20 protein-coding genes are annotated in these 25166 nt (G+C 64.5%); 13 read left to right on the top strand and 7 right to left on the bottom strand.

Annotated features, from left to right (window positions below):
• Positions 1-38 precede the first annotated feature (38 nt).
• The 3 genes from mqo to cydB are packed head-to-tail and all read left to right on the top strand — an operon-like array spanning position 39 to position 3989.
• Positions 39-1580, top strand: a complete 1542-nt coding sequence (mqo, locus tag IVB23_RS06345) for a malate dehydrogenase (quinone) (RefSeq protein ID WP_197965484.1) — start codon at positions 39-41, stop codon at positions 1578-1580.
• Positions 1581-1599: 19 nt separating this feature from the next.
• Complete coding sequence (locus IVB23_RS06340) at positions 1600-3000, top strand: cytochrome ubiquinol oxidase subunit I (protein ID WP_247802969.1); 1401 nt, start codon at positions 1600-1602, stop codon at positions 2998-3000.
• A 2-nt stretch (positions 3001-3002) separates the two neighbouring features.
• Positions 3003-3989: a cytochrome d ubiquinol oxidase subunit II gene (gene cydB, locus IVB23_RS06335; RefSeq protein WP_197965485.1), complete on the top strand. Its 987-nt coding sequence runs from the start codon at positions 3003-3005 to the stop codon at positions 3987-3989.
• Positions 3990-4091: 102 nt separating this feature from the next.
• Here cydB and IVB23_RS06330 read toward each other — a convergent pair whose 3' ends face one another.
• On the bottom strand, positions 4092-5339 hold the full coding sequence (locus IVB23_RS06330; protein ID WP_061882086.1) for a cupin domain-containing protein: 1248 nt from the start codon (positions 5337-5339) through the stop codon (positions 4092-4094).
• A 250-nt stretch (positions 5340-5589) separates the two neighbouring features.
• Between IVB23_RS06330 and IVB23_RS06325 the strand changes: the two genes are divergently transcribed.
• Positions 5590-7878 carry an FdhF/YdeP family oxidoreductase gene (locus tag IVB23_RS06325; protein WP_247802968.1) on the top strand — a complete coding sequence of 763 codons (2289 nt, stop codon included), beginning with the start codon at positions 5590-5592 and terminating at the stop codon, positions 7876-7878.
• 23 nt (positions 7879-7901) lie between these two features.
• Here IVB23_RS06325 and IVB23_RS06320 read toward each other — a convergent pair whose 3' ends face one another.
• The 5 genes from IVB23_RS06320 to IVB23_RS06300 form a co-directional block, all read right to left on the bottom strand.
• Complete coding sequence (locus IVB23_RS06320; protein ID WP_245312168.1) at positions 7902-9323, bottom strand: ATP-binding protein; 1422 nt, start codon at positions 9321-9323, stop codon at positions 7902-7904.
• A 117-nt stretch (positions 9324-9440) separates the two neighbouring features.
• Positions 9441-9899, bottom strand: coding sequence for a thioesterase family protein (locus IVB23_RS06315; protein ID WP_061882089.1), 459 nt, complete (start codon positions 9897-9899; stop codon positions 9441-9443).
• A complete protein-coding gene (locus IVB23_RS06310) occupies positions 9886-13029 on the bottom strand; it encodes an efflux RND transporter permease subunit (protein ID WP_247802967.1) in 3144 nt (1047 codons plus the stop codon). The genes IVB23_RS06315 and IVB23_RS06310 overlap by 14 nt, the downstream gene beginning before the upstream one ends.
• Positions 13026-14198 carry an efflux RND transporter periplasmic adaptor subunit gene (locus IVB23_RS06305; protein WP_247802966.1) on the bottom strand — a complete coding sequence of 391 codons (1173 nt, stop codon included), beginning with the start codon at positions 14196-14198 and terminating at the stop codon, positions 13026-13028. The genes IVB23_RS06310 and IVB23_RS06305 overlap by 4 nt, the downstream gene beginning before the upstream one ends.
• Positions 14199-14218: 20 nt before the next feature.
• Entirely contained in the window at positions 14219-14746 is a 528-nt protein-coding gene (locus tag IVB23_RS06300; protein WP_063816704.1) for a hypothetical protein, read from the bottom strand.
• 731 nt (positions 14747-15477) lie between these two features.
• On the opposite strand from IVB23_RS06300, the gene IVB23_RS06295 reads away from it, so the two are divergent.
• The 9 genes from IVB23_RS06295 to IVB23_RS06255 all read left to right on the top strand — a co-directional run bounded on the left by IVB23_RS06295 (position 15478) and on the right by IVB23_RS06255 (position 23479).
• On the top strand, positions 15478-16263 hold the full coding sequence (locus tag IVB23_RS06295) for an alpha/beta hydrolase (RefSeq protein WP_247802965.1): 786 nt from the start codon (positions 15478-15480) through the stop codon (positions 16261-16263).
• Between the two features lie 173 nt (positions 16264-16436).
• Positions 16437-18083, top strand: coding sequence for a malonate decarboxylase subunit alpha (mdcA, locus tag IVB23_RS06290; protein WP_247802964.1), 1647 nt, complete (start codon positions 16437-16439; stop codon positions 18081-18083).
• Positions 18084-18092: 9 nt separating this feature from the next.
• A complete protein-coding gene (mdcC, locus tag IVB23_RS06285; RefSeq protein WP_061882095.1) occupies positions 18093-18410 on the top strand; it encodes a malonate decarboxylase acyl carrier protein in 318 nt (105 codons plus the stop codon).
• Positions 18407-19345: a biotin-independent malonate decarboxylase subunit beta gene (locus tag IVB23_RS06280; protein WP_247802963.1), complete on the top strand. Its 939-nt coding sequence runs from the start codon at positions 18407-18409 to the stop codon at positions 19343-19345. Before mdcC ends, IVB23_RS06280 begins: the two co-directional genes overlap by 4 nt.
• Positions 19332-20054, top strand: coding sequence for a biotin-independent malonate decarboxylase subunit gamma (gene mdcE, locus IVB23_RS06275; protein WP_247802962.1), 723 nt, complete (start codon positions 19332-19334; stop codon positions 20052-20054). The genes IVB23_RS06280 and mdcE overlap by 14 nt, the downstream gene beginning before the upstream one ends.
• A complete protein-coding gene (gene mdcG / locus IVB23_RS06270) occupies positions 20029-20709 on the top strand; it encodes a malonate decarboxylase holo-[acyl-carrier-protein] synthase (protein WP_197965496.1) in 681 nt (226 codons plus the stop codon). The genes mdcE and mdcG overlap by 26 nt, the downstream gene beginning before the upstream one ends.
• The gene (gene mdcB, locus IVB23_RS06265) at positions 20706-21587 is read left to right on the top strand and encodes a triphosphoribosyl-dephospho-CoA synthase MdcB (RefSeq protein WP_197965497.1); all 882 of its coding nucleotides are present in this window, start codon (positions 20706-20708) and stop codon (positions 21585-21587) included. The genes mdcG and mdcB overlap by 4 nt, the downstream gene beginning before the upstream one ends.
• Complete coding sequence (locus tag IVB23_RS06260; RefSeq protein WP_061882306.1) at positions 21584-22534, top strand: AEC family transporter; 951 nt, start codon at positions 21584-21586, stop codon at positions 22532-22534. The genes mdcB and IVB23_RS06260 overlap by 4 nt, the downstream gene beginning before the upstream one ends.
• 9 nt (positions 22535-22543) lie before the next feature.
• Complete coding sequence (locus IVB23_RS06255) at positions 22544-23479, top strand: acyltransferase domain-containing protein (protein WP_247804780.1); 936 nt, start codon at positions 22544-22546, stop codon at positions 23477-23479.
• 383 nt (positions 23480-23862) lie between these two features.
• Here the strand turns inward: IVB23_RS06255 and IVB23_RS06250 are convergent, their stop codons facing one another.
• A complete protein-coding gene (locus IVB23_RS06250) occupies positions 23863-25158 on the bottom strand; it encodes an HlyD family secretion protein (protein WP_247802961.1) in 1296 nt (431 codons plus the stop codon).
• Positions 25159-25166: the final 8 nt, after the last annotated feature.

Raw genomic sequence — 25166 nt, 5'->3', positions numbered from 1 at the left:
AGACATCCGAACAGCAACACCCAATGAAGGGAAAGACCATGTCAGCAGTGTCCGACCGCGAAACCGACGTCGTCCTCATCGGTGCCGGCATCATGAGTGCCACCCTCGGCGCCTTTCTCAAGGAGCTCGAGCCCTCCCTCTCGATCCAGATGCTGGAGGTCCTCGGGGATTGTGCGCTCGAAAGCTCGGACGCGTGGAACAATGCGGGCACCGGGCATGCGGCCAATTGCGAGATGAACTACACGCCGGAGAGGCCCGACGGCAGCGTCGATATCTCGAAGGCGCTCCAGGTCAATGTCGAGTTCGACCTGTCGCGGCAGTTCTGGTCCTATCTCGTCGGGCGCGGCGCGATCGCCGATCCGCGATCCTTCATTCATCCCGTGCCGCACATGAGCTTCGTGCACGGCGTCGACAACGTCGCCTTTCTCAGGAAGCGGTTCAAGACGATGGCCGCCCATCATTGCTATGAGGGCATGGAATACAGCGAGGATCCGACGAAAATCGCCGAGTGGGCGCCGTTGGTAATGGATGGCCGCACCGGCGGTGATCCCGTGGCGGCAACGCGTATCATCACGGGGACCGACGTCGACTACGGCTCACTGACGCATCTTCTGGTCCGTCATCTCGTCGGACAGCCGGGCTGCGCCGTGCACTACAAGAGCTGTGTCACCGATCTCGCTCGCGAGCAGGACGGTCGCTGGCGCATCGAGGTGCGCGACACCGACAGCGGCGAGACGCGGTCCGTCCGCGCGAAGTTCGTCTTCATCGGTGCCGGTGGCGGTGCGCTGCCGCTGCTGGAGAAGTCCGGGATTCCGGAAGGACGCGGTTATGGCGGTTTCCCGGTCAGCGGCATCTGGCTGCGCTGCGATGATCCGGAGATCAACCGGCGTCATCATGCCAAGGTCTACGGCAAGGCCGCGGTCGGCTCGCCGCCGATGTCGGTGCCGCATCTCGACACGCGCGTGATCGGCGGCCAGCGCTCGTTGTTGTTCGGCCCCTATGCCGGCTTCTCGAGCAAGTTCCTCAAACATGGCTCGCTGCTCGACCTCTTCGAGTCCATCCGTCCCGCGAACGTCAAGCCGCTGCTTTCGGTGGCGCGCGACAATTTCGATCTGACCGAGTACCTGGTCGGGCAGGTGCTGCAGTCCGAGAGCCACCGTCTGGCGGCGCTCGACGAGTATTTCCCGAAGGCAGACCCGAAGGACTGGAGGTTGCAGGTGGCGGGCCAGCGCGTCCAGATCATCAAGCCCGATGTCACGCGCGGCGGGCTGCTCGAATTCGGCACTGAGCTCGTCGGCGCGGACGATCATTCGCTGGTCGCCCTTCTCGGCGCCTCGCCGGGCGCCTCCACCGCGGCCTTCATCGCCATCAGCGTGCTGGAGAAATGCTTCGCCGGCGAGCTGACGGCAAGCGCCTGGCTGCCGAAGCTGAAGCAGATCATCCCGTCCTATGGCGTATCGCTGATCGATGACGCGGATTTCTGTCGCCAGATTCGTGCAGCGACGGCGGAGGTGCTCAAGGTCGACAACATCCCGCCGCCGGCCGCGCAGGCGGCGGCGGCGCCCCCGGCACGGGCGTGATTGGAGAGGAGGCTTCCCAATGGATCCGACGGCGCTTCTCCTGTCGCGGCTGCAGTTCGCGTTCACCATCTCGTTTCACATCATCTTCCCGGCGTTCACGATCGGGCTTGCCGCCTGGCTGACCGTGCTCGAAGCGATGCACCAGTACAGCGGCAGGCCAGTGTACCGGACGTTGTTCGAGTTCTGGCTCAAGATCTTCGGTGTCGCCTTCGGCATGGGCGTCGTATCGGGCGTCGTGATGGCGTTCCAGTTCGGAACGAACTGGAGCGTGCTGTCCAAGATGTCGGGGCCGATCCAGGGCCCGCTACTGGCCTACGAGACGTTCACCGCCTTCATGCTGGAGGCGGGTTTCTTCGGTATCCTCATCTTCGGACGGCCTAGGGTACCGCCCTGGTTCTATCTGTTCTCGACCGCGATGGTCGCGCTTGGAACCACGCTGTCGGCGTTCTGGATCATGGTCAACAACAGCTGGATGCAGGTGCCGACCGGCTATGTCCTGCAAAACGGCCAGTTCGTGCCTGACGATTGGGCACAGATCATCTTCAACCGGGTGGTCTGGGTCAGGTTTCCGCACATGCTGCTCGCCTCGTATCTGACGGGCGCGTTCTGCGTGGCGGCGACCGGCGCGTGGTATCTGCTGCGCCGGACCTATCGGGCCGAGGCGCATGTGATGCTGCGCATGGGTCTTGCGCTCGCGGCGGTGCTGCTTCCGCTGCAATTGTTCATCGGGCATCTCGTCGGCGACTACGTTCACGATTACCAGCCGGCCAAGTTCGCCGCGATCGAAGCGCGCTGGCATGACGAGCAACCGGCTTCGGAGGTGCTGATCGCGATCCCGGACTCGAGCACCGAATCGAACAGATATGCGATCTCGATCCCGGTGCTCGGCAGCATCATCGCAAGCATGAGCCTGAGCTCGAAGGAGGTCGGCCTGAGCAGCTTCGCGCCGCAGGACCGCCCGCCGGTGGCAATCCCGTTCTTTGCCTTTCGCATCATGGTCGGCTGCGGCTTCGTGATGCTGGGGCTTGCCTGGCTCGGGACCTGGCTCGGGCTCAAGCATCGGCTCGAGCGCAGCCGCTTGCTGCTGTGGGGCATCTTCCTCAGCTTTCCATTGCCCTGGATCGCCATCCTCACGGGCTGGTACACCGCGGAAGTCGGCCGCCAGCCATGGACGGTCTATGGCGTGCTACGCACGGCAGATGCCGCGACGCCGTTCCTGACCGCGTCGGCCGCCACGGCTTCGCTGATCCTCTTCGTCGCGGTCTATGCCTTCATCTTCTCGTTCGGAACCTATTACATCTATCGGCTCTTGCGCGCCGGACCGGCGGGACTCAGCGGCAAACCGCTGGACGTTCCCGTGCCCAACCGGCCGATGTCGCTCGCCGACAGAATGCCGACAATCGTCGAGGCGGGAGAATAGCCATGGTGACGTTCTGGGTTGCGCTTCTTGCCATCAGCATCCTGATCTATCTCCTTCTGGACGGTTTCGACCTCGGGGTTGGGATGCTATGCGGCCTCGCACGCAGCGAGGCGAAGCGGGAGACGATGCTGCACACGGTTGCTCCGGTCTGGGATGGCAACGAGACCTGGCTGGTCGTCGCGGGCGTGATCATGTGGGGCGCGTTTCCGCTGGCATATGCCACGGTGATGTCAGCCTTCTATATCCCGGTTATCGTGATGCTGCTCGGATTGATCCTCCGCGGCGTTGCGTTCGAGTTTCGCAGCAAGGCGCTCCGTTCGCGCTGGATTTGGGACGTCAGCTTCGTCGCGGGCTCGTTCGCTGCCAGCTTCATGCAGGGCGCGATGGTGGGCGCCCTGGTCGAAGGACTTCAATTCTCCAACGGCGACTACGTCGGCGGGACGTTCGGCTGGCTCACCGCCTTTTCCGCCCTGTGCGGGATTGGACTCTGCTTCGGATATTCGCTGCTCGGCGCCTGCTGGCTGGTGCGGAAGTGCGATGGTCTCGTTCGGGACGCCGCGCGGCGCCAGATCCCGCCGCTGGCGATCGGCGTCCTGATGTTCCTGATCGTCGTCTTCGCCTATGCGCTTGCCGAACATCTGCCGATTCTGCAGCGCTGGACCGACCGGCCCTATCTGTTCTTGTTTCCGCTCATCGGGGCCGGTGCCGCTGCCGTGCTCGCCACGAGTGTCCTGCGCCACGACGATTACTGGCCATTTCACATGGTCGCGCTGATCTTCGCGGCGGCGTTCGGCACGCTCGCCCTGTCATTCTGGCCCTATATGATTCCGTTCGTCCTGACGATCGACGAGGCCGCGGCGCCTCATGCAAGTCTCGCGTTCATGTTCTGGGGGGCCGGCCTGTTCGTCTTTCCGCTGATGCTGCTCTATGTCGCGGTCGGCTACCGCGTCTTCCGCGGCAAGTCTGTCCAGGCCGTCGACCACTACTGACGGCCAGACGGCTCGAACTTGCCGCGGAACTACAGCGGACACGAAGAAAGGCGCCGTTGCCGGCGCCTTTCGCGTTGAGGAGCTCTCGTTGAACGGCTTCCTTCAGGACTTGGGCATGACGCCGGGACTGTTGTCCGGCCATTTCGCGATCAGCTTCTCGTCGATGTTGAAATGCTGGGCGACGAGCTTGGGCGGTGTGTGCGTCAGCCAGTTGGTGAGCGAGACCTCCTCGTAGCGCGGCGCACGGAACACGCCGACGAACTGCAGCTCGGTATCGCCGACATTCTCGACATAATGGCCGAGATTGCGCCGGACATAGCCGATGTCGCCGGCCGCGAAATCCGTCGTCAGCGCGTTCGGACCGGTGTCGAACACCGTCATCCGCGCCTTGCCCTTGATGTAGTACTGCCATTCGTCGGCGTTCGGGTGCCAGTGCATTTCCCGGACCGCTCCCGGCGGCATCGTCACCAGTGCCGCGGCGACGGTCGTGGACACCTTGAAGTTGCTGCTGTCGGCAACGCGGATGCTTCCGGCAGAGCTCTCCTTGACCGGGGTCGAGCTGCCGAGCGAGTGGACAAAGGGGTAGGGCGGCGCTTCGGCGTGCCTGGCGACTGCGGCGCGATCGGCGGCGAGATCGCCGGGCACCGTCCCCTGGAAGATCCAGAGATTGTGCAGCGGGATCTTTGCGAAGGCCTCGGCTGGGACGCCGAAATTCTTCGCCAGGACCTCGGGCGGGGTATGGGCGAGCCAATCCGTTACCAGCAGCGTGTTGAACTCATTGGCGTGGCCGTCATCGAAGCAGATCACGAACTCGCAGCCGTCGGGCCCCAATCCCTGCAACGAATGAGGCGCGCCCGACGGGAAATACCAGAGGTCGCCGGCTTTGACGTCGGCGACATAGGGGCGTCCCTGGGTGTCGAGCACCGTGATGCGGCAGGTGCCGTAGGTCATGATCGCCCATTCGGCGGCCTGATGCCAATGCAGCTCGCGGATGCCGCCGGCGGACAGCCGCATGTTGACGCCGGATATCTCCTTGGAGATGGCGAAATCCGCAACGGTGACCTGACGGGCCCAGCCGCCATTCTGGATGCGCTTCGGCGCATTATTGAAGGAGGCCCAATCCATCGGCAGGCCGCCGACATCGGTCGCGGGCGGGCTCTGCACCGATGGGAATTGCCTGGCCAGCGCGGGATTCTGCGGACCGGGATCGGTCAGGCTTCCCGGACTCGTGGCGTTTACGGCACCTTGCGGTGGCTCGTCCGGATTGCCGAAGCTTGCGGCCTGCGCACCTGTGCCGACCATGGCGGCGCCTGCCGCGGACATGGCCAGCAAATCACGTCGTGAGAACATGTTGGGTCGCTCCTGAAAAATATGTCGAAAGCCCTCTGTCACGACGGGGCTTCAACCGCCCAACCTAGTCTCCACTTGCCGCTTCAGCTTCCGCGAACGCGCTCTTCTTGCCGGAATGCACGGGCTGTTGCGGCAAGCCGGCCGGGCTCGGCCGTGTGCAATTGAGAAATTCGGCTTCGTTTTGAAAAGACGGCTCTGCCCGCGTGATCGTTAACTGACCCGGAGAAGCGCAAGATCGAGAGACATCGAGATGACCAAGAAATCGGTTCGTCCCTACCGTGAGCCTGCCGGCGGCTGGGGCGCACTCAAGGCGCTCAGCGAGGCGCTTCTGGTGCAGCGGGTGCCGCTGAAGGGCGCGGCGACGCTGAGCCGGATGAATCAGCCGCAGGGCTTTGATTGTCCCGGTTGCGCATGGCCCGATCCGAAGCACACTTCTTCGTTCGAATTCTGTGAGAACGGCGGCAAGGCGATCGCCTGGGAGGCGACGTCAAAGCGCTGCACACCGGAGTTCTTCGCGGAGCACACCGTCACCGAGCTCGCCAGCTGGAATGATTATGATCTCGAAATGGTCGGACGCCTCACGCATCCGATGGCCTATGATGCCGCATCCGACCGCTATGTCCCGGTGGAATGGAGCGATGCGTTCGACATGATCGGACGTGAGCTAAAGGCGCTGCCGGATCCGAACATGGCGGAATTCTACACTTCCGGGCGGACCTCGAACGAAGCAGCTTTCCTCTACCAGCTCTTCGTGCGCGAATACGGTACCAACAATTTCCCCGACTGCTCGAACATGTGCCATGAGGCGACCAGCGTCGGCCTGCCGTACTCACTCGGGGTCGGCAAGGGCACCGTGCTGCTGGAGGACTTCGACAAGGCCGATTGCATCTTCATCTTCGGCCAGAATCCGGGCACCAACAGCCCGCGGATGATGACCAGCCTGCGCAATGCGGCGCGCCGCGGCGCATCGATCATCTCGTTCAACCCGTTTCGCGAACGTGCGCTGGAGCGCTTTCAGGCGCCGCAGAGCCCGATCGAGATGATCACGCTGAGCTCGACGACGATCAGCTCGAAGCTCTTCCAGGTGCGGGTCGGCGGCGACGTCGCTGTCCTCAAAGGGATCATGAAGATCCTGGTCGAGGCGGACGAGGCCGCCCGCGTCGCCGAGCAGCCGGAGATCCTGGACTGGGACTTTATTCGCGGCCACACCGTCGGTGTCGAAACCCTGATCGACGACCTCAAGCGCACGCAATGGCCCGACATCGAGCGTCAGTCCGGCCTGACGCGCGAGGACATGGAATACGCCGCCGGCGCGTACAGGAAGGCCGAGCGTGCCATCATCGTCTACGGCATGGGCATCACCCAGCACTGGCGCGGCGCGCACAACGTGCAGCAGATCGCCAATCTTGCGCTGCTGCGCGGCAATGTCGGACGAGAAGGCGCCGGCGTCTGCCCGGTTCGAGGCCATTCCAACGTGCAGGGCGATCGCACCGTGGGGATCACCGAGGTTCCCAAGGCAGACTTCCTCGAGCGCCTCGAGCAACGCTTCGGCTTCAAGCCGCCGGCCGCGCCGGGACACAACGTCGTGACCGCGCTAGAGGCGATGATCCGCGGCGAGGTGAAGGCCTTCTTCGCAATGGGCGGCAATTTCGCCGCGGCCATTCCAGACTGGCAAGCGACCCAGGCGGCACTCGGCAAGCTCGATCTCACCGTCCACGTCTCGACCAAGCTCAACCGCAGCCACCTGATTCATGGCCGCGCGGCCCTTATCCTGCCATGCCTCGGACGCACCGAGATCGATGTCCAGGCGTCGGGGCCACAGTCGATCACGGTGGAGGACTCGATGTCGATGGTGCATGCGTCCGGCGGCCGCAACAAGCCTGCATCGGAGCATCTGCGCAGCGAGGTTGCGATCATTGCCGGCGTCGCCAAGGCGACGCTGGGCGAACGCACCGTGGTCGACTGGGACGGCTTCGTTGCCGACTACGACAGGATCCGCGATGCGATCGAGGCGGTGTTCCCGATTTTCCAGGGTTACAATGCCCGTATTCGTGTCCCCGGCGGCTTCCACCTCACCTCGACGGCGCGCGAGCGGATATGGGCGACGCCGTCGGGCAAGGCGAACTTCCTGGTGTTTCCGGGGTGCGGCGAAGACCCGCAGAGCGATGCCGATTTCCTCTGGCTCACCACCATACGCAGCCACGATCAGTACAACACCACGCTCTACTCGATGTCCGACCGCTACCGCGGCGTGTTCGGCCAGCGCGACGTGGTCTTCCTCAACGAGTATGAGCTGAAGAAGCGGGGACTGGTCGACGGCGACCGCGTCGACCTGATCACCGTATCAACCGATGGCGCCGAGCGGATCGTGCGCAACTTCCGCGTGGTGGCCTATTCGTTCCCGACCGGCTGCTGCGCCGCGTACTATCCGGAAACCAATCCGCTGGTCCCGCTCTATGCCCGGGATCCTCTCAGCTTCACGCCGTCGTACAAGGGCGTTCCGATTCGCCTTGTGCGCTCGGCTGCGGCCCGGGAATAGAGCCAGCGACAGGCGCGTTGCGGTCACGCATCGCAGCACGGCGCATCCGCCCGGACGGAGACCGGCAGCGTGAACCAGAAACGGGCTCCGCCATGCGCGCCATTGCCTTCCGCGCCGATCCGGCCTCCATGCGCTTCGACGATCGACCGGCAGATGGACAGTCCCATGCCCATCCCGGTCTCCTTGGTCGTAAAGAAGCTGTCGAAGAGCCGACCGACATGTTCGGCATCGATGCCAGGCCCGTTGTCCTCAACAGAGCAGCATAGTGTCGACGGGTCCGGCGTGATCGTGCTGATGACGATCCGGCGATCGTCATATCCGGCCTGCGTCATTGCCTGCACCGCGTTGATGGCCAGATTGACGATCACCTGCTGGAGCTGGGTGCGATCACCGAGCACCTGCGGCGCGCTCGGGTCGGGCCGATGCACGATCGTCACCGCGCGGGATTCGAGTTCGTGCCGGAGGAAGAGAAGCGCTTCGCGAATGATTTCATCAAATGACAGCGATGTCTGTTCGGGGGCCCTCCGGGAAGCCATTCCGTGAACGCGCGCCACGATGTTCGCCGCCCGCTGCGCATCTACGGCGATGTTTTCGATGGTCTTGCGGATCTCGACGATATCGGGAGTGGGCCTGTTCAGCCATCGCAGTCCGGCGGCGCCATTGGTGGCGATGGCTGCGAGGGGCTGATTGACTTCGTGGGCGATCGATGCGGTGAGCTCGCCGAGCATCGAGACCCGGGCGGCATGCGCGAACTCGGCCTGTACCTGCTGGAGCTTCTGCTGGGCGCGAAGACGCTGTGAGATGTCGATCGTGCCGACCAGGCTTATTTCGAGATCATTGATAGGGCCGACGCGCGCGGTCGTGAAGAGAACGTCGACGATGCGACCGTCCCAAGTGACCATCTTGGTCTCTTCCTCGAAATTCGTCTCGCCGCGATAGCGGGACTCCATCGCCCGGCGGAACGTATCGGGCCGTTCCCTCCAGGTGTCCGCCATGGAACGTCCGACGAAGCTTTCGACGCCTCCCCCGAACATCTGGATGGCTCGTTCGTTGGCCTCCTGAAACGTGAGCGCATCCATGCAGGTGCGGAGGAATTCGGGATGGCTGTCGAAATAGGCGCCGAGGTCCTTGACGCCCTCGGCACGCAGCTTTCGGAACAGCGCAACGAGTCTGCTGGCGTCGAGCTGCCGGAATGCGATCGGCATGCGGTTGAACAGCTGGCGGTAGCGCTGCTCGCTCCGCTCCAGCTCGGCACTGGCCTTCTTCAGGGCCGTGATATCCATGATCGCGCCAACGAGCGTCAGCGAAGCGGCTAAAAAAGCAGCGAAAGCGATCGCCGTGAAATTGTCTCCAAGCAGTGAACAGGCGAAGGACAGCAGGGTCAGAACAAGGCTACCCCAAGCCCACAGCAGAATCCGATCCTGTATTGTCTGGATCGGCAGCAAACGCCGCCACCATCGCTGGGGCTGTACGGGGGGTGAGCCACCTAGGCGTTCGAGCATCATGCGGAAGGTCTAGCGCGCCGCCGACGGGAGGTCTTTTGCGTTTTCGCAGGCGTCTTGTCAAAACGCACGAAACTGCGATCGGGCTTGCTGGATGCGATCCTGGGCCATCTCGGCGGTTGGCCTCGTGACGCCGAATCGCTGCTCGAACTCGGCGACATTGACGACGCCACGGCGGTGGGTGCCGTCGCCGATCTTGCGGTCGCCCTCCCAGGCCTCGACCTCGAACAGGACGCTTCTGGCGTCGATCGCAATGACCCGTGCCGTCGCCCGCACCGTGCGGCCGACCGGCGTCGCGGCCAGATGGCGAATATTGACCATCATCCCGACGCTGACATGACCTGCGGGAAGGAACGGCTGAACTGCCGATCCGGCAGCCATTTCCATGTGCAGGATCATTATCGGCGTGCCGTAGACTTCAGGCATGCCCGGCACCACATGGCCGACTGTCATCTCGGGCGTGACGGTCACCAGTTTTTCGGCGGTCATGCTGGTCGTCACTTTCTCAAGCGGATTCATGGCTCAATTCCGTCTGTGCCTCGGTCGTGGATGGGATGGATGTCTTGGCGGCCTGCGGCTTGCGCCCGGTGAGCCAGTTGCCGAGCCGATCGAGATAGAGATAGACGACGGGCGTGGTGTAGAGCGTCAGGATCTGCGACAGCATCAGGCCGCCGACGATCGTGTAGCCGAGCGGCTGGCGCAGCTCCGCACCGGTGCCGGAGCCGACCATCAGCGGCACGCCGCCGAGCAGCGCAGCCATCGTCGTCATCAGGATCGGGCGGAAGCGCAGCGTGCAGGCCTGGTAGATCGCCTCTTCAGGGCTGAGCCCGTGCCGGCGCTCCACTTCGAGCGCGAAATCGACCAGCATGATGCCGTTTTTCTTGACGATGCCGATCAGCAGGATGATGCCGATGATGGCGATGACGCTGAGGTCCATGTGGACAGCCAGCAGCAGCAGCAGTGCGCCGATACCCGCCGAAGGCAGCGTCGACAGGATCGTGATCGGGTGGATCAGGCTCTCATAGAGAACACCGAGAATGATGTAGATCACGATCAACGCGGCCCCGATCAGCAGCGGCGTGCCGGACAGGGAGGACTGGAAGGCCTGGGCGTTGCCCTGGAACGACGTCGACAGCGAGGCGGGCTTTCCGGTGTCCTTCTCGATCTTCTGGATCGCCGTCACCGCATCGCCCAGCGCGACGCCTGGCCGCAGGTTGAACGAGATCGTCACCGAGGGAAACAGGCTCTGGTGGTTGATCAGGATGGGCGCAGGCTTGATGACGGCATGGACCAGCGTGCTGAGCGGGACCTGCTGGCCGCTGGCCGAGTTCAGGTAGATGTCCTTGAGCGCTTCGGGTCCGTACTGGAAGCGCGGATCGACCTCCATCACGACATGGTACTGGTTCAGCGAGGTGAACATGGTGGAGACGATGCGCTGGCCGAAAGCGTCGTCGAGCGCATTGTCGATCGTCGTGGGCAGGATTCCGAAGCTCGAGGCGACCTCGCGATTGACGGTGACCTCCAGCCGTGGGCCGGCGTTGGCCTGGTCGCTTGCGACGTCGCTGATGACGTCGAGCGCGCGGAGCTTCTCCAGGAAGATCGCCGACCAGTGGGTGAGCTCGTTGGAATCGGCGTCCGTCAGGGTGTACTGATACTGCGTCTTCGACAGGCGCGCGCCGATTGTGATGTCTTGCGCCGCCTGCATATAGAGCGTGATGCCCTGGATATGGGCAAGCCGCGGGCGCAGCCGATCTATGATCTGGTCGGCGCTCGCCTTGCGCTCCGGCTTCGGCTTCAGCACGATGAAGATGCGCCCCTGGTTGAGCGTTGCGGTTGGGCCCCCCGGCCCGATATAGCTCGCCACCGACTGGATTGCCGGATCCTTCGATAGGATGTCGACGATCGCCTGCTGGCGTTCGGACATGGCGGGGAAGGAGATGTCCTGGGCGGCCTCGGTGATGCCGACGATCTGCCCGGTGTCCTGTTGCGGGAAGAATCCCTTCGGGATGATCACGTAGAGGTAGCCGGTCAACGCGACAGTCGAGAGCATGACGAGCAGCGTCGCGAAGCGATGCCGCAGCACCACGCGCAAGCCCCGCGCGTAGAGTGCAAGCAGGGCATCGAAGCCGCGTTCGAACAGGAGATAGATCCGGCCGTGCTTCCTTCGCGAATCGTCCTTCAGGAGGCGCGCGCACATCATGGGCGTCAGGGTGAGCGAGATGACCAGCGACAGCAGCAACGATGCGGTTATGGTGACGGCGAATTCCTGGAACAGCTTGCCGACATAGCCGCCCATCAGGAACAGCGGGATGAACACTGCAATCAGCGACAAGGTGATGGAGACGATCGTGAAGCCGATCTCGGCGGAGCCCTTGAGTGCCGCCTCCAGCGGCGTCATGCCCTGTTCGAGATGGCGCACGATGTTCTCGATGACCACGACCGCATCGTCCACCACGAAGCCGACCGCGATCGACAGTGCCATCAGCGAGAGGTTGTCCAGGCTGTAGCCGAGCACATAGAGCACCGCGAACGTCCCGATCAGCGCCAGGGGAACGGTGATTGCCGGAATGACGGTGGCCCAGAAATTCCGCAGGAACAGGAATATGACCATCACCACCAGGGCAACGGTCAGGAGCAATGTGAATTGGACGTCGGAAACCGCTGCGCGAATGGTGGCGGTGCGATCGGCGGCGATCGTCACCTTGATCGCCGGCGGAACGGAGGCCTGCAGCTGCGGCAGCAGCTTCTTGATGTGGTCGACCGTTTCGATCACATTGGCGCCGGGCACCCGCTGGACCGCCAGAATAATGGCGCGCTCTTTGCCGTACCAGCCGGCCAGGAGATCGTTTTCCGGCGCCTCGATCGCCGTGCCGATATCGCGGATTCGCACCGGCGAGCCGTTGCGATACGCGATGATGAGGTCTTCATAGGCGGAGGGCTTCAGCAGCTGGTCGTTGGTGTTCAGCGTGTAGGTGACACGCGGGCTGTTGAGCGTGCCCTTGGGCAGATCGACATTGGCGCCGGCGATGACGTTGCGGACGTCTTCGAGACCGATACCGCGGGCGGCAAGCGCTTGCGGATTGACGCGAACACGGATCGCCGGCTTCTGCTGGCCGCCGATGCCGACGAGGCCGACACCTGGCACCTGCGAAATCTTCGGCAGCAGGATATTTTCCGCGTAGGCATCGACCGTGGTCAGCGGCAGCGAGTCCGACGTCAGCGCGATCAGCATGATCGGCGTCTCCGCCGGATTCACCTTCCTGATCGTTGGCGGGTACGGGATGTTCGGCGGCAGGAAGGGGCTGGCGGCATTGATCGCGGCCAGCACGTCCACCGCCGCGCTGTCCACCGTCCGCGACAGCTCGAATTGCACCGTGAGCTGGGCCACGCCGAGCGCACTGGACGAGGTGAGCTGGGTGATGCCGGGGATCTGGCTGAGCTGCTGCTCGAGCGGTGTGGCGAGCGACGAAGCAATGGTGCCCGGATCGGCGCCGGGCAATTGCGCCGAGATCTGGATCGTCGGGTAGTTGACGTTCGGCAGCGCACCGACCGGCAGCAGTGGATAGGCCGCAAGGCCGCACAGCAGCAAGCCGGCCATCAGCAGCGCGGTTGCGATCGGCCGCAGGATGAAGGGCGCCGAGAGGTTCATGGGATCGCGTCCTGCACGGCGCTCTGCAGGTCGGCTTCCTGCGCAGCTTTGCCATGCAGTTCCCGGACGCGGCTGCCTTCCGTCAGCCGATACTGGCCGTCGACCACGACCACGTCACCTGACTTCAGCCCCTGGTCGATCAGTGCCTGGCCATCACTGATCTGTGCGACGTGAACGGGGCGCAAGGCGGCCGTCTGGTCCTTGGTCACGACGTAGACATAGCTGCCGTTCGGTCCCTGCTGCACGGCCGAGCCCGCGACAGTGAGCGCGTCCTTCTGAATTTCGAGCAGCAGGCGCGCGTTCACAAGCTGGCCCGGCCACAGCCGGTGCTCACGATTCGGGAACACCGCCTTGAGCTGGACGGTGCCGGTCGTCCCTGCGATTTCGTTGTTGACCAGCAGCAGCGTGCCCTCGTCTAGCTTCATCTTGTTGTCCTGGCTGTAGGCAATGACCTTCAGCGGTCCCTTCGCAGCGTGCTCCTGGATTAAGGGCAGGTCGGTCTGCGGCAGGGTGAACAGCAGCGAGATCGGTTCGATCTGGGTGACGACGACGAGGCCATTGGGGTCGGTCGGATGGATCACGTTGCCGACATCGATCTGGCGGACGCCCGTGATGCCGGGAATGGCCGAGGTCAGGCGCGTGTAGCTGAGCTGGACGTTGGCCTGATCGATCAACGCCTGGTCGGCCTTCACGGCCGCCTTGAGCTGCGCCACCTGCGCCGTCTGCGTCTCGATCAGTTGCGGGGTCGCGTAGCCCTTGTCGCCGAGCTGATTGTAGCGTGCGAGATTGGCCTCGGCGTTCACGAGCTGCGCCTGGTCCCTGTCGCGGTTGGCCGTCAGTTGCTCGATCTGCGCCTCGTAGGGACGCGGATCAATCTGGGCGAGCAGGTCGCCGGCCTTGACGGTCTGTCCCTCGGTGAAGGCGATCTTGACGATCTGCCCCTGAATCTGGCTGCGCACGACGTCGGTGTTGTACGCGATCACGGTGCCGATGCCGCGCAGATAGATCGGGACGTCCTTGCCGGTGACGGTGGCTGCGACGACCGGCACGGCAGCTGGCACCGGCGCGGCCGCCACGACCGGCCTGTGGTCGCTGCCGTAGAACCAGAGGCTTGCGCCGATCAGGATCGCGGCCAGAGCAACCAGTGCAAGGGTGAGCTTCCGTTTCACGGTGATGGTCCTTCTTGATCTCAGGGATTGCCGGAACCGTCGATTGAGCTCGTGCTGCCCATGGGGGCAGGGCCGGGTACCGGCAGGGACGGACTGATTCCGGCGCCGCCGAGCTCGGTGGATCCGAGCGGAATCCCGACGCGTCCGACCGTCGATGTCGAGGGTGGCAAGGCCGCCTGGGTCGTCGTGCCGTCGGGGCAGCCGAGTGACGGGCTTCCGGAGAGCCCGCCGCCGTCAAACAAGGCCCCCGACGATCCGGTATTCCCTGATGGGGGGCAGTTCGTCATTGCTTGCGAAGGATTGATCGGAGATACGCCAGGGGTGGCGATTTCGGTCGAGCCCAGCGGAATGCCTTCTGGCCGCGTGGAGCCCAGGTTGAGCGGCGAGGTTGCAGACATGCCGACAGGAGGCAGCGTTGTCGGCAGCGTCATCTGCGCATTCGCCGCGGCCGGGATCAGCCAAATCAGGCTGGTTGCGAGCGCCACGCCCAGATGCATCGATGCAAATCGGTGGCATCCGAACCTGTTCAATGAGAGCTGTTCTCGCATGGGCTGCTCCGGATTCTTTCATGTGTGCGGAACGATAGGGAGCGGCCGGCGTGCCGGTATTCCCTGAATGCACGTCCCGCTGTCTGGCCGCACGATCGAAAGCTATCCACCCCGGGATCATTGGGGTCCCTTCCGAAGCAGTCGCTTTGCTTCGGACAGCTCCCGGCGGCATGTGGCGATGTCGCTGGAGCCGTCCGCGGCGCGTGCGCGGTCGAGGGCATCGAGCGCGAGTCGAAGGTACACTCCGCTCGCGCCTTCCGCTTGCGCCAGCGATCGTGGCGTGGGCTGATGACCGCGCAGTGCATCGAGGCTTTCCGTGCTCCAGCCATGTGCGCCGGCATTCTTCTCGATCGCGGCGTCCAGCTGTGCCTGGACACGCCCGATCGAATCTTCGCAGGACGCAGCATGGGCCGGGGATGCCGCCTGCAGGAGGATTATAGTGGCAGCTGCAATTCGGATGAGTGAATTCGATGTCATTGTCGATCCTCTCGTGTCGGTAGCGAACGTCTGTCTCGAATGACAGGACCGATACGCGCCGTCTTTCGCTTGCGAACGTCGGCCGCTTTGCATACGCACGAGATCGTGCCATCAGAGAAACCGGAGCGTGAGCTGGATCAGAGCTGCGGCCGATAATTCCCGGCGTGCGAAGTGGCAAGGGCCGTTGTTTGCCGAAATACGCAGGCAAGCGGCCAACGTAGTGTCGCATCGTTCCAACCCGGAGTGATCCCGACATGAAACACCTCAACACAGGTCTCGCCTTTGCTGCAGCTCTTTCCCTGTTCGCGAGCGTCGCCCCGGCGCGTGCGGAACCCGTTAAGAACATCGTCCTGGTGCACGGCGCCTGGGTGGATGCGTCCGGCTGGAAGCCGGTCTACGAAATCCTGAGCAAGGAAGGCTTCCGCGTGACCATGGTGCAGGAGCCGGAAACGTCGTTCGCCGACGACGTCACGGCAGCGAAGCGGATTCTCGATCTCCAGGATGGTCCGACACTCCTCGTCGGCCACAGCTATGGCGGCTCGATCATCACCGAGGCCGGCGTTCATCCCAAAGTCGCCGGCCTCGTCTACGTCGCCGCGCACGCCCCCGATGTCGGCGAGGATGAATCGGCGCTTGGCAAGAAGACGCCGAGCGTGCTTGGAAAGGCCGAGGGCGTCATCAAGGTCACGCCGGACAAGTTCACCTATCTCGATCCCGTGCAATTTCCGAAACTGTTCGCGCCCGATCTGCCGCGTGAGCGCGCCGAGTTCGTGGCACGCTCCCAGGTCCTGGCCGCGGCACAGGTGTTCAGCACCCCACTGACGGCGGCTGCGTGGAAGACCAAGCCGAGCTGGGGCATCGTTGCCGGCGGCGACCAGATCATCAATCCCGATCTGGAGCGCTGGTACTACGAGCGTGCCAAGAGCCACACCACGGTGATCCCGGGCGCGAGCCACTCGGTCTACGAGTCACATCCCAAGGAAGTGGCGGCTGTCATCACGCGCGCAGCGCGCAGCATCGAACAACCGGTCACCCGCTGACGCCGCATTTTGCCGGTCCTAACGCACGGCCGGTGAACGGAGGGCCGGCGGGAGAGGCAGCACTCCCGCCGGCCTGACTGCCCACCCCCGGAGAATTCCATGAGCGTGATCGAGAAGACCAGCGCAAGTCGAGGACCGGTTCGTGACCTGACGCGCGTCAAGGAGCAAAGGCCATGACGAGCTGGCAGAACAATCGCGCCACGCGTGATGCCCGCATCGCCGCAGGCGGCGGACTTGCCCGCGGCAAAGTCGTGGACGCGGGCAATGCCACGCGCCTGCTCGAGGCCGTGATCCGGCCGGGCGACCGGATCTGCCTGGAAGGCGACAACCAGAAGCAGGCCGATCTGCTCAGTCGCGCGCTGCTCGCGGTCGACCTCTCCAGGGTCAACGATCTGCACATGGTGCAGTCGGGCGTCGTTCTTCCGGAACATCTGGATCTGTTCGACCGCGGCGTCGCGAAGCGGCTGGACTATGCCTATTCCGGGCCGCAGTCGGCCCGCATCGCGCGCATGCTGTTCGGCGGCAAGATCGAGCTGGGCGCGGTCCACACCTATCTCGAACTGTTCGCGCGCTACTTCATCGACTTGACGCCGCACGTTGCGCTGATCGCTGCCGTTAGCGCCGACCATGACGGAAATCTCTACACCGGTCCGAACACCGAGGACACGCCGACCGTGGTGGAGGCAACGGCCTTCAAGGACGGCATCGTGATCGCCCAGGTCAACGAGATCGTTGAGCAGGTTCCGCGGGTCGACATCCCGGCGGATCGCGTCCACTTTGTCGTCAAGTCCGACAAGCCGTTCTTCGTCGAGCCGCTGTTCACGCGCGATCCGGCCGCGATCACCGAGGGACAGATCCTGACCGCGATGCTCGCGATCAAGGGAATCTATGCTCCCTATGGCGTGCAGCGGCTCAATCACGGCATCGGCTTCAGTACGGCCGCGATCGAGCTCCTGCTGCCGACCTTCGGCGAGCGGCTCGGCCTCAAGGGCAAGATCGCAACCCATTTTGCTCTGAACCCGCATCCCGCACTCATTCCCGCGATCGAATCCGGGTGGGTCCGGCAGATCCACTCGTTCGGCTCGGAGGTCGGCATGGACGACTACATCCGCGCTCGATCCGACGTCTACTTCACCGGCCCCGACGGCTCGCTGCGCTCCAACCGCGCCTTTTGCCAGACCGCCGGGCTCTATGCCTGCGACATGTTTATCGGCTCCACCTTGCAGATCGATCTGCAGGGAAATTCGTCGACCGTCACCACCTCCCGCATCGCCGGGTTCGGCGGCGCGCCGAACATGGGAGCGGATGCGCGCGGCCGGCGTCATCCGAGCGAGCCCTGGCTGAAGGCCGGGGCGGAGTCCGATCCCGACGGCTCTCCCCTGATGCGCCGCGGCCGCAAGCTGGTGGTGCAGATCGGCGAGACGTTCGGCGACAAGAACGTACCGCTGTTCGTCGAGAAGCTCGATGCCATCGAACTCGCGGAGAAGCTGGAGCTCGAGCTCGCGCCGATCATGATCTATGGCGACGACGTCACGCACATCGTCACCGAGGAGGGCGTTGCCAACCTGCTGCTGTGCCGTACTGCGCAGGAGCGTGAGCACGCCATCCGCGGCGTCGCCGGCTACACCGATGTCGGCCGTCGGCGGGATCACCGCATGGTCGCGCACTTGCGCGAACGCGGGGTGATCCGGCGCCCGGAGGATCTCGGCATCAATCCGCTCGATGCGGATCGCAGCCTGCTCGCGGCGCGCTCGATCAAGGATCTCGTGCGCTGGTCTGGCGGACTCTACGCGCCGCCGTCGAAGTTCAGGAACTGGTGAGGACGGGCCATGGAAGATCTTAGGTTTCAGCACAGCGTTCGTACCAGGGCCGGCGGCGCCAGGCAGAGCGCGATCGTCGGCGTTGTCGCTTCGGGCAATCTGGAGGTGCTGGTGGAACGTGTCCTCCCGGATGCGGAATGCGCCATCGAGATCAGGACCGCGGCGGTTGGCTTCGGCGAGGTCTGGACCGCCGTAATCGGCGATTTCGTCGAGCGCTATTCGCCCGGCGGGCTGAGATTCTCGATCAATGACGGCGGCGCGCGCCCCGATACGGTCTCGCTTCGGTTGGCGCAGGCAGTGCGATTGATCACGGAGAACGGCCAATGACCACACCACTCGAGGACGTCACACCGGCCGAGCGCGCCCGCAGCACCAGCTTCTACGAAGCGTCGGCCCGCTCGCGGCTGGAGCTGCTGCTTGACGCCGGCAGCTTCGTCGAGTTCATCGGTCCGGAGCGGCGCGAGGTCAGTCCGCATCTGAAGATTTTTGATCTGCCCGAGCAGTTCGACGACGGCATCGTCGTCGGCCATGGCCGCCTCGATGACTCGCCGGTGTTCGTCGCCGCACAGGAGGGCCGTTTCATGGGCGGCGCCTTCGGCGAGGTGCATGGCGCCAAGCTGATCGGGTTGCTCCGCGCGGCAAGCCAGATCGCATCGATGCCCGTCCTGATCCTGTTCGACACCGGCGGCGTCCGGTTGCAGGAAGCCAATGCGGGCGAGCTCGCCATCGCCGAGATCATGCGGGCGGTGATGGAGGCACGCAGCGCCGGCGTGAAGGTGGTCGGCCTGATCGGCGGCCGGGCCGGATGCTACGGCGGCGGTGGGTTGATTGCAGGCTGCTGCTCGGCTCTCGCCGTCTCGGAGCCCGGGCGGATCGCGGTGTCGGGCCCCGAGGTCATCGAGACCAATCGCGGCGTCGAGGAGTTCGACTCCCGCGACCGCGCGCTGGTCTGGCGCACCATGGGCGGCAAGCATCGCCGGCTGCTCGGCGCCGCCGACGTCTTTGCCGATGACAACGTGCAGGATTTCCGCGAGGCCGCGTTGGAACTGCTGGGTCTGATCGGACCTTTCGGCCTCGACCGCTTGAAGGCGGAGCAGGAGCGGCTTGCCGACCGGCTAAGCCGCTACGGTGCCTGCTTGGATGCCGTCGACATCTGGGCGGCGCAAGGCATCGCGCATGCTGAAACGGTTCCGGAGCTGCCGGCCGACCAGTTCATTACGCTCGCCGACAGGATCGGGAGGACCAGCCGTGACGCTCGATGACATTCTCGCCTCGCTGTTCCCAAAGGGCCATGAGATCAGGAACGACAAAGGCGTCCTTCTCGGCTCGGCGACGCTGCGACGCGGCGACAAAATGCTCGTCCTCGGTGTCGCGGATCGAACCGCACTGGGCGTCGACGAGGCGATCAGATTGTCCGGCCATGTCCTGGCGTCGATCGGCCGGGACTCTGGCCCGATCCTGGTGCTCGTCGATAGCGACAGCCAGCGCATGAGCAAGCGCGACGAGTTGCTCGGGCTGAACGAATTCCTTGCGCATCTGGCGAAAGTGTTGATCCACGCGGACATGAACGGCCGCCCGACCATCGGCCTTCTCTACGGTCACTCGGCGGCGGGCGCTCTGCTCGCGACGGGACTTGCAACCCGCGTGCTGGTCGGATTGCCCGGTGCGCACCCTGCAGTGATGGACCTGCCGTCGATGGCGAAGGTCACCAAGCTATCGATGGAAGCGCTCGAGGAAAAGGCGAAGTCGACGCCGGTGTTCGCGCCGGGGCTGTCCAATCTCGTGCAGATGGGCGCGGTTCACATGACATGGAGCAATGACGCCTCGCTCGCTGATCAACTGGAGGCGCTGCTGGCCGACATGCCGGCCGCGCGAGACCAGCGGGATGCGCTTGGTAAGGCGCGTGGTGGCCGGCTGAAGGCCGCTGATATTGCGGAGCGGGTTCGTGACCTGGCCCTGCAAGCACGGTGAGCGCTCACCAGATCGTCATGACCTCGTTTTCGTCAGCCCGGCGGGATGGCGTGCGATGCTGGAAGCGCGCGGCGATCTCGCTACCGATGCGTTGGTCGCACGTTGGTCCAAAATGGGCTGGCCAGCGATCAGGCGGCGCGCTCTGCCATGCGAGGAAGCCGGTCTTGCTCTGGGCTTGCCATTGCCGCCATCGGCCGGCAAGAAGCGGATCTCCCTCCTGGTTGATATCGACCACGTCGTCTCGGTCGCGAGACCGCCGTCGCTGCGGCAGGCGCGGGCTTACGCGCCGCGCAACTGGTGGCCGACGCTCGATCGGCTCGACCGGTTGGAGCTTCGTCACTCGGTGGACGCGCGCGTCTTCGGCAGCCTGGCCTGGCAGTCGCTGACCGGGCTCGACTACGTGACGGACCGATCGGACCTCGACGTGCTGTTCGAGTTTCGCGGTGAAACCGACGTCGATCGTTTCGTTGCCGATGTGGCTGCGATCGAGATCGAAGCACCGATGCGGATCGATGGCGAACTGATGCGGGCGGATGGTGCTGCCGTGAACTGGCGCGAACTCCACGGCGGCGGTAGCGAGCTCCTGGTGAAAAGCATCGAGAGCGTGATCCTGCTCGGCAGGGATCGATTCATTTCCGGAGCGAGGGGATCATGATCACCGCGGCCATGCGAGGTTTGGAACGGTCGGTTCAGCGGCGGGCGCGCATCACGCCCGACGTTTCCGCCATCGGCGCCATCGCCGCCCGCTGCCTCGTCGAGGAGCTGGAAACCTGGCCGAAGCCGGGGCTCGTGAGTCATATCGACAATGGCAGTCACGTTGATATGGATGCCGGCACGTTCCGTCGCAGCGCTGCGGCGATCGAGCCCCATCTTCAGCGCCTGGCCGATGCAGGCGCGCGCGCTTGCGGCATGGGGCGGCTGCGGATCATCGGCCTCGAGGCCGAGCACGCGATGTTTGTAGCGACCTCTGGCGTCAACACGCATCGCGGCGCGATCTTCGGGCTCGGCCTGTTGTGTGCGGCGGCCGGTGCGAGGGCCGGCGGGCTGGTCGATCCCGAGCTTTCGCTTGGCGAGGTCGTGAGGCGCCTGTGGAGCGACGGCATCCTCGACGGTCCGGTGCTGTTGCATAGCCACGGCAGCGCGGCCCGACGCCGTTTTCACGCCGGCGGTGCGCGTACCGAGGCCGCGAACGGATTTCCCAGCGTCTACCGGATCGGATTGCCGGCGCTGCGCAGGGTGGCGCATGCCGTGCCGGAAGATACTGAAGCCGCCCGGGTCGAGGCATGCTTTGCCCTGATCGCCTCGGTCGAGGACACCAACCTCCTGCATCGCGGTGGGTTCGACGGCCTTCGCTTTGCGCATGATGCGGCGCGATGCTTCATCGATGCCGGCGGCGTCAGCGTGCCCGGTTGGCGTACGCGGGCGCAATCGATCCATGACAGCTTCGTCGCCCGTCGTCTCAGCCCGGGTGGATCGGCCGATTTGCTCGCGATGACACTCTTTGTCGATGCCCATGAGAGCCCATGCCGATGATGTCCAATGCAATCCTGATGGCGCTCGTGCCGATCTTCTTCGTTCTCTTGTTGGGATACGCGGCCGGAAAACTTCATGTCGTCGACAATCTCCATGTCGACGCTCTCAACGCGCTCGTGATGGATTTTGCATTGCCCGCTTCACTGTTCGCCGCGACCGCCTCAGCGTCGCGCCGTGAGATGATCGACCAGGTACCGCTCTTCCTGGTGCTCGGCGTCACGATGCTGCTGCTCTATCTTGCCTGGTATTTTGTCGCACGTCGGCTCTCCAAGCTCTCCCAGTCCGAGGCCGCCCTGCAGGCGTTGACGATCGGCTTCCCGAATCTCGCCGGGGTGGGTCTTCCGATCATGACCTCAGTCGTGGGTCCAACCGGCGCCGTTCCGGTTGCCGTCGCATTGGCGGCGGGCTCGATCCTCATCAGCCCATTGACCCTGATCGTAGCGGAAATGGGTGCCGCCAAGGCTCGTGGCGAAGAAATGGCGGCGCGGCAGATCTTGACGGCAGTCCGCCGTGCGATCACCAAGCCGGTGGTGCTGGCGCCCGCGCTCGGCATCGTGTTCTCGTTGTCGGACGTCAGCCTCGGCGCGCTGGCTCATGCGAGCCTCGCCCTGATCGGAAGCTCGGCAGCCGGCGTCGCCCTGTTCCTCACCGGAGCCATTCTGTCGGCGCAATCGTTTCGGCTGGATTGGAAGATCAGCGCTGCAACGGTGGCCTCGGACATCGTCCGCCCGTTGTTGGCTGTCGCGGTCATTCTCGTCCTTCCGATCGCGCAGGATGCAGCGAAGACGGCCATTCTGCTCGCCGCGGTTCCCTCGGGCTTTTTCGGGATTTTGTTCGCGGTCAACTACCGGCTGGATTCCGCAAGGGTGGGGTCCATGGTTATCGCCAGCACCGCATTCAGCGTTCCGACGCTGGCGATTGTGATTGCGCTGCTCTTTCCGCATTAGGGCGTGACCATGACATTGGCAATCCTTTGTTCGGGGCAGGGCGGGCAGCATCGCGATATGTTCGCCCTCACGGGCGATGCGCCGGAGGCCGCGCCCCTGTTTGCGCATGCGGCGACATTGCTGGGCGGCAAGGATCCACGCAATTTCGCGCGCGCGGAATCCGACGAGGCCCTGCATCGCAATCGTGCTGGCCAGGTTCTGTGCACCTTGCAGGCCCTCGCCGCCGCGGCCGCGCTCGGAGATGCCATTCCACCTAGCGCCATCATTGCCGGCTATAGTGTCGGCGAGGTCGCGGCCTGGGGTGTCGGCGGCCTGCTTGACGCGACCGTCACGCTGGACCTCGTGGCACGCCGGGCGGAGGTCATGAATGCGGCCACGCACACCGGTGACGGACTGATCTTCGTCCACGGTCCTTCCCGGGACGAGGTCGATCGCCTTTGCGAGTGTCACGGTACGGCGGTCGCCATCGTCAATCCGGGCGATGCCTTTGTCATCGGCGGCGGCCGTGAGGCGCTAAGCGATTTTGTCCGAGACGCGCGGGCGATGCACGCAAGGATCGTTGCGTTGCCGGTCGAGGTCGCCTCCCACACCGAACGACTCGCCGCGGCGTCTGCCGTCTTTCGTCAGACCTTGCACGAGGCATCGGTGATGTTCCCCCCGCGGACCGGTGCGCGCATTCTGAGCGGAATCGATGCCGCTCCGGTCGTCTCCCCCGGGACTGGTCTCGACAAACTCGCCGCGCAGATCTCGCAAACCGTGCAATGGGCCGATTGCCTGCAAGCCTGTGTCGAAGCGGGCGCGACAGGGTTTCTCGAGCTAGGGCCGGGACATGCGCTGAGCCGCATGGCTGCGGAAACCGCGCCCGGAGTTCCCGCGCACGCGCTGGATGATTTCAGGAGCCTTCAGGGCGTCCGCACCTGGCTCACGCGTCACGTAATCCTCTAGCTTGCGCCGGCAAATCACGAACGGGACGATGCCCTCGATCGCCCATTGTGCCGTCGAAAAAAAGGGGGCCGTCCCTTGGGGGAGGACGGCCCCTAAAATGCTCGGATGCCTAGGGAGGAGGGAGGCTCGAGCCGTGACTTGGGGGTCTCAGTCACTTAACACGCACACCATCGCCGATCCCGCAGCCAGAGTATTTCATGAACCCCCGCCGTTTCTCATTTCGCATGATCCACAAGAGGCCCGCACGCAGTACGTGAGACCGGGCCTTCGCGGGTGTCGAGGTCAGGTTGCCGCACGGAACTCGTGCTGGCTGCCGCGCTGGTGCGTGCGGAAGGGACGAGACGCATGGTGCGTCTCGTCCAGGTCAAGCGTCCTGGCCTGCTTCAGGGCAGGCGTGGCGAGGCGTCGATGCCGGGTGTTAAGCCGGGTGCGATCTTCTCTGCCGGAGGAACCGCGGGCTCGCGCGTATAGGGAAGTGCTTCCACCTCGGGGCGTTGCTGCGATGTCGCCTGCAGGCAGTCCGGACGAGGCGGGCGGCCTGCGCCGAACAGATCGGAGACGGGATCGACGAAGTTCGCGCGGAACCGGTCGAGCCAGGTTTGGCCCTCGCTCGCGGATGGCTGCCGGATCGTCACCGTCGCTGTCATGCCGGAGACGAGCGGCACATCGGGTGGCACGGTGTCGATGGCGAGGCGAACCGGTACGCGCTGCGCGAGCCGCACCCAGGTGTAGATCGGGTCCACGGTGGGCAGGCCCTGTGTGCCCGCGGCTGCGTTCGACACGCTGACGCCGCGCGTCACGGTCTTCACATGTCCCAATATCGGCTTGGGATAGCCGATCAGTTGTGCTTCGGCGCGATCGCCGATGCAAACCCGCGCCATCTTGGTTTCCTCGAAATAGCCGTCGATCCAGAAACTGTTGGAATCGATCACGGAAACGTTGCTGACGCCGGTGACGGCATAGTCTCCCGCGCGCAACAGGAGGTTGGTGACGTAACCATCGACGGGACTGACCACGCTCGTACGCTTCAGGTTCAGTTCCGCCTGTGCGAGCTGGTGCGCCGCAGCCTCGTAGGCAGCCTTCGCCTGCGCCGCGTTGCCTGCATAGATTTGCTGTTCTTCGGGCGTCGTCGCAAGATCGGACAGGTGCTGCCGGCGGTCGAACTCGGCCTGCTTCACCACGAGGTCCGCCGCCCGCTGGTCGACCAGAGCCTTGCCGACCCGAACGGCCACCTCGAAGTCGAACGGATCGATCACGTAGAGGATGTCGCCCTTGTGGACGAACTGGTTGTCGGCCACCCGAAGCTCCACGATCTTGCCCGCCACTTGCGGCGCCACGTTGGCGACCTGCACGCGGACGCTGCCGTTCCGCGTCCAGGGCGCGGTGACGTAGTGCTGCCAGGTTGAAGCCGCTATGAGAATTGCGACCAATGCGATGCCGAGTGTCGCAAGGTGCCTGCCGGCACCGCGCATGAAGCGGCCGACCGCTTGGCGCAGGCGCCTCGTGGCAGGCGTAGCCCATGCGGAGGGGCTGATGCTGTGCAGTGCCCGATCGCTGGTGTCGCGCGCCACGGTCTGCGGCGCGTTTGAACCGTCCACGGCGTCTGCGGCATCGACCGGTGCTTCGGCTGGGGGCTCGCCGTGAAGCGGGGTGACGTCCCGAGGCAGGGTGGCTTCCATGGCACGTC

The organism is Bradyrhizobium sp. 191, assembly GCF_023100985.1.
GTDB classification, from domain to species: Bacteria; Pseudomonadota; Alphaproteobacteria; order Rhizobiales; family Xanthobacteraceae; genus Bradyrhizobium; species Bradyrhizobium diversitatis.
Note: the sequence above shows the minus strand (reverse complement) of the source record. Positions and strands in the feature narration are given on the sequence as shown.

Excerpts from the sequence above, each read along its gene's own strand:
- IVB23_RS06280 (WP_247802963.1), top strand. The coding sequence starts at position 18,407 with ATGACCACACCACTCGAGGACGTCACACCGGCCGAGCGCGCCCGCAGC.
- IVB23_RS06250 (WP_247802961.1), bottom strand. The coding sequence starts at position 25,158 with ATGGAAGCCACCCTGCCTCGGGACGTCACCCCGCTTCACGGCGAGCCC.
- cydB (WP_197965485.1), top strand. The coding sequence starts at position 3,003 with ATGGTGACGTTCTGGGTTGCGCTTCTTGCCATCAGCATCCTGATCTAT.
- IVB23_RS06260 (WP_061882306.1), top strand. The coding sequence starts at position 21,584 with ATGATGTCCAATGCAATCCTGATGGCGCTCGTGCCGATCTTCTTCGTT.
- IVB23_RS06310 (WP_247802967.1), bottom strand. The coding sequence starts at position 13,029 with ATGAACCTCTCGGCGCCCTTCATCCTGCGGCCGATCGCAACCGCGCTG.
- IVB23_RS06340 (WP_247802969.1), top strand. The coding sequence starts at position 1,600 with ATGGATCCGACGGCGCTTCTCCTGTCGCGGCTGCAGTTCGCGTTCACC.
- mdcC (WP_061882095.1), top strand. The coding sequence starts at position 18,093 with ATGGAAGATCTTAGGTTTCAGCACAGCGTTCGTACCAGGGCCGGCGGC.
- IVB23_RS06330 (WP_061882086.1), bottom strand. The coding sequence starts at position 5,339 with ATGTTCTCACGACGTGATTTGCTGGCCATGTCCGCGGCAGGCGCCGCC.
- IVB23_RS06300 (WP_063816704.1), bottom strand. The coding sequence starts at position 14,746 with ATGCGAGAACAGCTCTCATTGAACAGGTTCGGATGCCACCGATTTGCA.
- IVB23_RS06325 (WP_247802968.1), top strand. The coding sequence starts at position 5,590 with ATGACCAAGAAATCGGTTCGTCCCTACCGTGAGCCTGCCGGCGGCTGG.
- IVB23_RS06255 (WP_247804780.1), top strand. The coding sequence starts at position 22,544 with ATGACATTGGCAATCCTTTGTTCGGGGCAGGGCGGGCAGCATCGCGAT.
- IVB23_RS06315 (WP_061882089.1), bottom strand. The coding sequence starts at position 9,899 with ATGAATCCGCTTGAGAAAGTGACGACCAGCATGACCGCCGAAAAACTG.
- IVB23_RS06295 (WP_247802965.1), top strand. The coding sequence starts at position 15,478 with ATGAAACACCTCAACACAGGTCTCGCCTTTGCTGCAGCTCTTTCCCTG.
- mdcB (WP_197965497.1), top strand. The coding sequence starts at position 20,706 with ATGATCACCGCGGCCATGCGAGGTTTGGAACGGTCGGTTCAGCGGCGG.
- mdcA (WP_247802964.1), top strand. The coding sequence starts at position 16,437 with ATGACGAGCTGGCAGAACAATCGCGCCACGCGTGATGCCCGCATCGCC.
- mqo (WP_197965484.1), top strand. The coding sequence starts at position 39 with ATGTCAGCAGTGTCCGACCGCGAAACCGACGTCGTCCTCATCGGTGCC.